Below are 5,219 nucleotides of genomic sequence, written 5' to 3' on the forward strand. Positions count from 1 at the left end.
ATCCTGAAGCGCCGCCACCGCCGCCCCCGCCGTGGCGAAGTTCGACAGCTCCATCTCCACGCCGAGGCGCACAGCGATCTCCCAGGCGAGATCGACAGACACGCCGGCGAGAGCCCCGTCCGCCGCCCTCTGCGCCAAGACTGGATTGCCGAGATTGATCGCCACGCGCAACCGTCCCAGGGGCGCCAGTTCGGACCGGATGATCTGCATCGACACGTCCATTGCCATCCTCAAGCGCCGCACCGTTTCGACCGGTCTGGCTGACGATAGGTGTTTGGTCCTCGCCGTTCCACTCCGGCGAGAGCCGCGTCCGTCATATCCTCGTGGTCCGCAGCCGAAGCGCATTGCCGATCACGCTGACCGACGAGAGAGCCATGGCCGCGGCGGCGATGACCGGCGACAGCAGCAGGCCGAACACCGGATAGAGCGCCCCCGCCGCGATCGGCACGCCGGCGGCGTTGTAGAGGAAGGCGAAAGCCAGGTTCTGCCGGATGTTGGCCATGGTCGCCCGCGACAGGCGCCGCGCCCGGACGATGCCGGTCAGATCGCCCCTCAACAGTGTCACGCCGGCGCTTTCGATCGCCACGTCCGTGCCCGAGCCCATGGCGATTCCGACATCGGCGGCGGCGAGCGCGGGCGCGTCGTTGACGCCGTCGCCCGCCATGGCGACCACCCTGCCTTGAGCCCTCAACCGTGCGACGACCGCCGCCTTCTGGTCGGGCAGCACATCGGCCTCGACGTCGTCGATGCCGAGCTCGCGGGCGACCGCCTCGGCGGTCGTGCGATTGTCGCCGGTCAGCATGACGATGCGGATGCCCTCGCCGTGCAAGGCCTTCAGCGCCGCCGGCGTCGTGGCCTTGATCGGATCGGCGATGGCGAAGACCCCGCCGAGCGCGCGGTCGATGGCGATGTAGATGGCGCTGGCGCCGTCGCGTCTCAGAGCGTCCGCCTCCCGCGCGAGCGCGGCCGTATCGACGCCGTGTTCCGCAAGGAAGGCCGCGCCGCCGAGAAGGACGAACTGCCCGTCCACAAGACCGGTCGCCCCCTGGCCGATCGGCGAATCGAAGTCGGACACCTCGGGTATCGGAATGCGGCGTTGTTCGGCCGCGGCGACGATCGCCCGGGCGAGCGGGTGCTCCGACGCCTTTTCCACCCCGGCGGCGAAGCGCAGGAGGGGCTCCTCGCCGAAGCCGGGCGCGGCGACGATCCGGACCACTGACGGCCGGCCTTCGGTCAGGGTGCCGGTCTTGTCCACCACCAGGGTGTCGACCGTCTCCATCCGTTCGAGCGCCTCGGCGTTTCGGATCAGAACGCCGCTGGCCGCGCCCTTGCCGACGCCGACCATGATCGACATCGGCGTCGCGAGCCCGAGGGCGCATGGACAGGCGATGATCAGGACGGAGACGGCGGCGATCAGACCATGGGCGAGGCGAGGTTCCGGCCCCCAGATCGCCCATGCCGTGAACGCCGACAGGGCGATGGCGATGACGATCGGGACGAACCATCCCGAAACCCTGTCCGCCATGCGCTGGATCGGCGCACGCGACCGCTGCGCATCGGCCACCATCTGGACGATCCGGGCCAGCATGGTGTCGCGCCCGACCTTTTCCGCGCGGATGATGAGCGCTCCCGTCTGGTTCAACGTGCCTCCGGTCACGGCCTGGCCGGCCGTGCGGGTGACCGGCATGGATTCTCCGGTCACCATGGATTCGTCGATCGACGAGCGCCCCTCCTCGACCACCCCGTCGACCGGCACGGTTTCGCCGGGCCGGATCCTGAGCCTGTCGCCGATGGCGACGGCGTCGATCGGCACATCCTCCTCCCGACCGTCCCGTCCGATCCTCCGCGCGGTCTTCGGTGCGAGGTCGAGCAAAGCGCGGATCGCGCCGGAGGTCTGTTCGCGGGCGCGCAACTCCAACACCTGGCCGAGCAGCACCAGAACCGTGATGACGGCGGCCGCCTCGAAATAGACCGGGACCGCGCCGTCGGCGGTGCGGAAGGCCCGGGGGAAGAGGTGCGGCGCCAGGGTCGCGACGACGCTGTAAACCCAGGCGACGCCTGTTCCCATGGCGATCAGGGTGAACATGTTGAGATTGCGGTTCGCCAGCGAGGCCCAGCCGCGTTCGAAGAACGGCCATCCCGCCCAGAGGACCACCGGCGTCGCCAGGACGAACTGAATCCAGACAGAGACGCGCATCGGCACGAGATGGTGCAGCGCCGGGACCAGGTGAGCGCCCATTTCCAGCAGAAAGACCGGAAGAGCCAGCGCCAGACCGATCCAGAACCGCCGCGTCATGTCGGCCAGCTCGGGACTTAGGCCGAGGTCCGCCGTCGCGACCAGAGGCTCCAGCGCCATGCCGCAGATCGGGCAGCTTCCCGGCGCGTCGCGGCGAATTTCCGGATGCATCGGACAGGTCCAGATCACGTCCATGGATGCCGACGCCGTGTTTCGGCTTGCAGGTTTTCCGTGCGGATGGGGGCGGGCATGCGGACGGTCATCGGCGCTCAAGGCGTTGTTCTGGCCGGCCGATGACGCATAGCGGTGCGGATCGGCAACGAACTTCGCCTTGCAGCCTGACGAGCAGAAGAAGAAGCGCCGACCCTCGTGCTCCGTATGAACGGCGGTCGCGGGATCGACCGCCATGCCGCAGACCGGATCGCGCAGGGGCGGGCCGGCCGGCGTCGCGCCGTCCGACCCCTTAGGATGGTGATGTCGCCGGCCTGCGGCGGGGCCGCTGCGGCGATCGTCGTTGGTCATTCTTCACCTTCTTTCGCGACGACGTCGCGCTTCGCTCACTCCGATATCAGGTGAAACTCCTCGATCAGTTTCGCAATCTCGGTGCCTTCAAGCTTCTTCATCAGCAGTTTGCGCAGGAAGGCGGGGCCGGGAACTTCTATGCCTTCGCCATCCCGAAGAGGCGTGATGGCGGCGAGCAGGGTCCGAATGTCATAGGTGGAGTTGAACACTTCCGGCACGCCGCGTTCGACATTCATCAACGTATAAACGGCCTCCATCGGCGTACGCACCGAATATTCGGTGGTGAAGATGCAGTCGCGTTGTCTGGATTCCGCGAACTGGCCAATGAAGGCGAAGTTGACCGCTCCCTCCGGCACCACGTCGGGCCGATCGCCGACCTGGCGCGGCATGAAGAAGGCGGTGATGTAGGCTCAGGACCCATTGAAGTGAGGCGTGCGATCTGATTCAGGCTCCTGAGGAGTCTGGATATGAGCGACCTGTATTGGCTGACGGACGAGCAGATGGCTCGGCTGGAGCCCTTCTTCCCCAAGAGCCACGGCAAGCCGCGCGTTGACGACCGCCGGGTATTGAGCGGGATCATCTTCGTCAACCGCAACGGCCTGCGCTGGCGGGATGCGCCGTCGGCCTATGGGCCGCACAAGACGCTCTACAATCGCTGGAAGCGGTGGAGCGAGGCGGGCGTCTTCGTCCGGATGATGGAGGGCCTGTCCGGCGCCCAGACCGAACGTCGGACTGTCATGATCGACGCGACCTATCTGAAGGCGCACCGCACGGCTTCGAGCCTCGCGGTAAAAAAGGGGGCCTCGGGCGGCTGATCGGACGCACGAAAGGCGGCATGAACACCAAGCTTCACGCCGTGACAGACGTCAACGGAAGGCCCATCAGCCTCTTCATGACAGCGGGTCAGGTCAGCGACTACATCGGCGCTGCCGCTCTCGTGGACAGTCTGCCCCGCGCCCAGTGGCTGCTGGGGGACCGGGGCTACGACGCCGACTGGTTCCGGGACGCCTTGCAGGCCAGGGGGATCACGCCGTGCATCCCTGGCCGCAAATCCCGGACCGAACCCATCCGCTACGACAAGCGACGCTACAAGCGGCGAAACCGGATCGAAATCATGTTTGGCCGCCTGAAAGACTGGCGACGGGTCGCCACTCGCTACGATCGCTGCCCGACCGTCTTCCTGTCCGCCATAGCCCTCGCCGCCACAGTGCTGTTCTGGCTATGAGTCCTGAGCCTAAGGGGAGGTCGAGCAGGTAGTGCAAGGCCATGCTAGATATTCTTTTGGACGGCGAAATATTACTATTGTAATAACCCAATGTTAACCTAACTGGGTTGATACCAGTAAGGTTAACGTAGTATAGTGTCGACACTAGTGCAGTTTATACTTGACTTGAAGCCGAGATTTTGCTAGTGCCCCAGGTGTCGGAGCTACCCGACAGTGAAATCTGGAGCCTGCCATGATGAACCAAGACACTCAGAGGACTGCCGGCCCTGCCCCGTCAGCTACGGGGCTGGATGGCTAAACTCGATCGGCGCACGCGCCGCCAAATCCTTGCGAGCCTCTGCGAAGGGGTCTCCATCCGCTCGTGCGAGCGCATTTTCGACGTCGAGCAGAACTCTGTCGCCAAGTTGCTTGCTGACGCGGGCGATATGGCCATCACTCTGATGAAGCGCACCAAGGGCCTGATGGTCGAGACGATCCAGGCGGACGAACTCTATTCGTTCGTGGGCGCCAAGCAGGTGAACGTCGACAGGATGACCGTCCCCGTCGAGGGCGCCGGAACGGTCTGGGGCTATCTGGCCGTTTGCGCCAAGTCGAAATTGATCTTCAACTACCACCTCGGCGACCGCAGCTACCCTCATGCGAGGGCATTCATGCAATCGACGGCCGACAAGCTTCTGCGCGAGAACGCGGGCGGGCCCTTCGTCGTGCGGCCGAAGATCATTACGGACGGCCTGACGTCCTATGTCGACGCCGTGGGCGACGTGTTCGGGTCGTATGCCGATCACGGCGTCTACAAGAAGCGCTACCAGACCAAGGGTAAGGACGGCCAAACACTCCAGCGCAAGCGGTGCGTCGGCGCTGACCGGATCGTGCAGTCGGGCGAGATCGACGAGACTGACATCCACACCGCCTTCGTCGAACGTCAGAACCTGAACGTGCGGATGAAGAACCGTCGGTTCGGACGGCGCACTAACGCCTTCTCGAAGTCGGCAGAGCACCACGAGAGGCAACTCGCGCTCACGCTCGTCTATCAGAACTACTGCGTCGTGCCGGCTCCGAAGCGCCAGACCGACAAGAAGGGCAAGCCTCTCAAAGACGCGGAGGGCAACCCTTTGCCGTGGATCAAGCGCCTGACCCCGGCCATGGAAGCCGGCATCGCCGACGGCGTGTGGGAGGTCGACCATCTGCTCGACCTGACCGACAGCTTCACCGCAGAGCGGCGGCGTCAGGAGCGGC

General features: G+C 65.4%; 4 protein-coding genes and 1 pseudogene. 2 read left to right on the top strand and 3 right to left on the bottom strand.

All coding sequences use genetic code 11. The features are described from left to right. The 3 genes and pseudogenes from QZ281_RS15285 to QZ281_RS15295 form a co-directional block, all read right to left on the bottom strand. On the bottom strand, positions 1–210 hold a 210-nt coding region (locus QZ281_RS15285; protein ID WP_292229834.1), incomplete at its 3' end, for a transporter substrate-binding domain-containing protein. Positions 211–313: 103 nt separating this feature from the next. Further along, a complete protein-coding gene (locus tag QZ281_RS15290; RefSeq protein WP_017505079.1) occupies positions 314–2,758 on the bottom strand; it encodes a heavy metal translocating P-type ATPase in 2,445 nt (814 codons plus the stop codon). Positions 2,759–2,793: 35 nt separating this feature from the next. Then, a pseudogene (locus tag QZ281_RS15295) lies at positions 2,794–3,165 on the bottom strand (oleate hydratase); the annotation flags it as partial. 60 nt (positions 3,166–3,225) lie between these two features. Here QZ281_RS15295 and QZ281_RS15300 point away from each other — a divergent pair. Then, positions 3,226–3,983, top strand: a protein-coding gene (locus tag QZ281_RS15300; protein ID WP_112862666.1) for an IS5 family transposase whose coding sequence is annotated in 2 segments (ribosomal slippage) — positions 3,226–3,547 and positions 3,547–3,983 — 759 coding nt in all. Because the reading frame shifts where the segments join, the coding sequence is not laid out codon by codon here. 290 nt (positions 3,984–4,273) lie between these two features. Further along, on the top strand, positions 4,274–5,219 hold a 946-nt coding region (locus QZ281_RS15305), incomplete at its 3' end, for an IS1 family transposase (protein ID WP_292229835.1).

It is taken from the genome of Brevundimonas sp. (assembly GCF_018608325.1).
In the GTDB taxonomy this organism is placed as follows: domain Bacteria; phylum Pseudomonadota; class Alphaproteobacteria; order Caulobacterales; family Caulobacteraceae; genus Brevundimonas.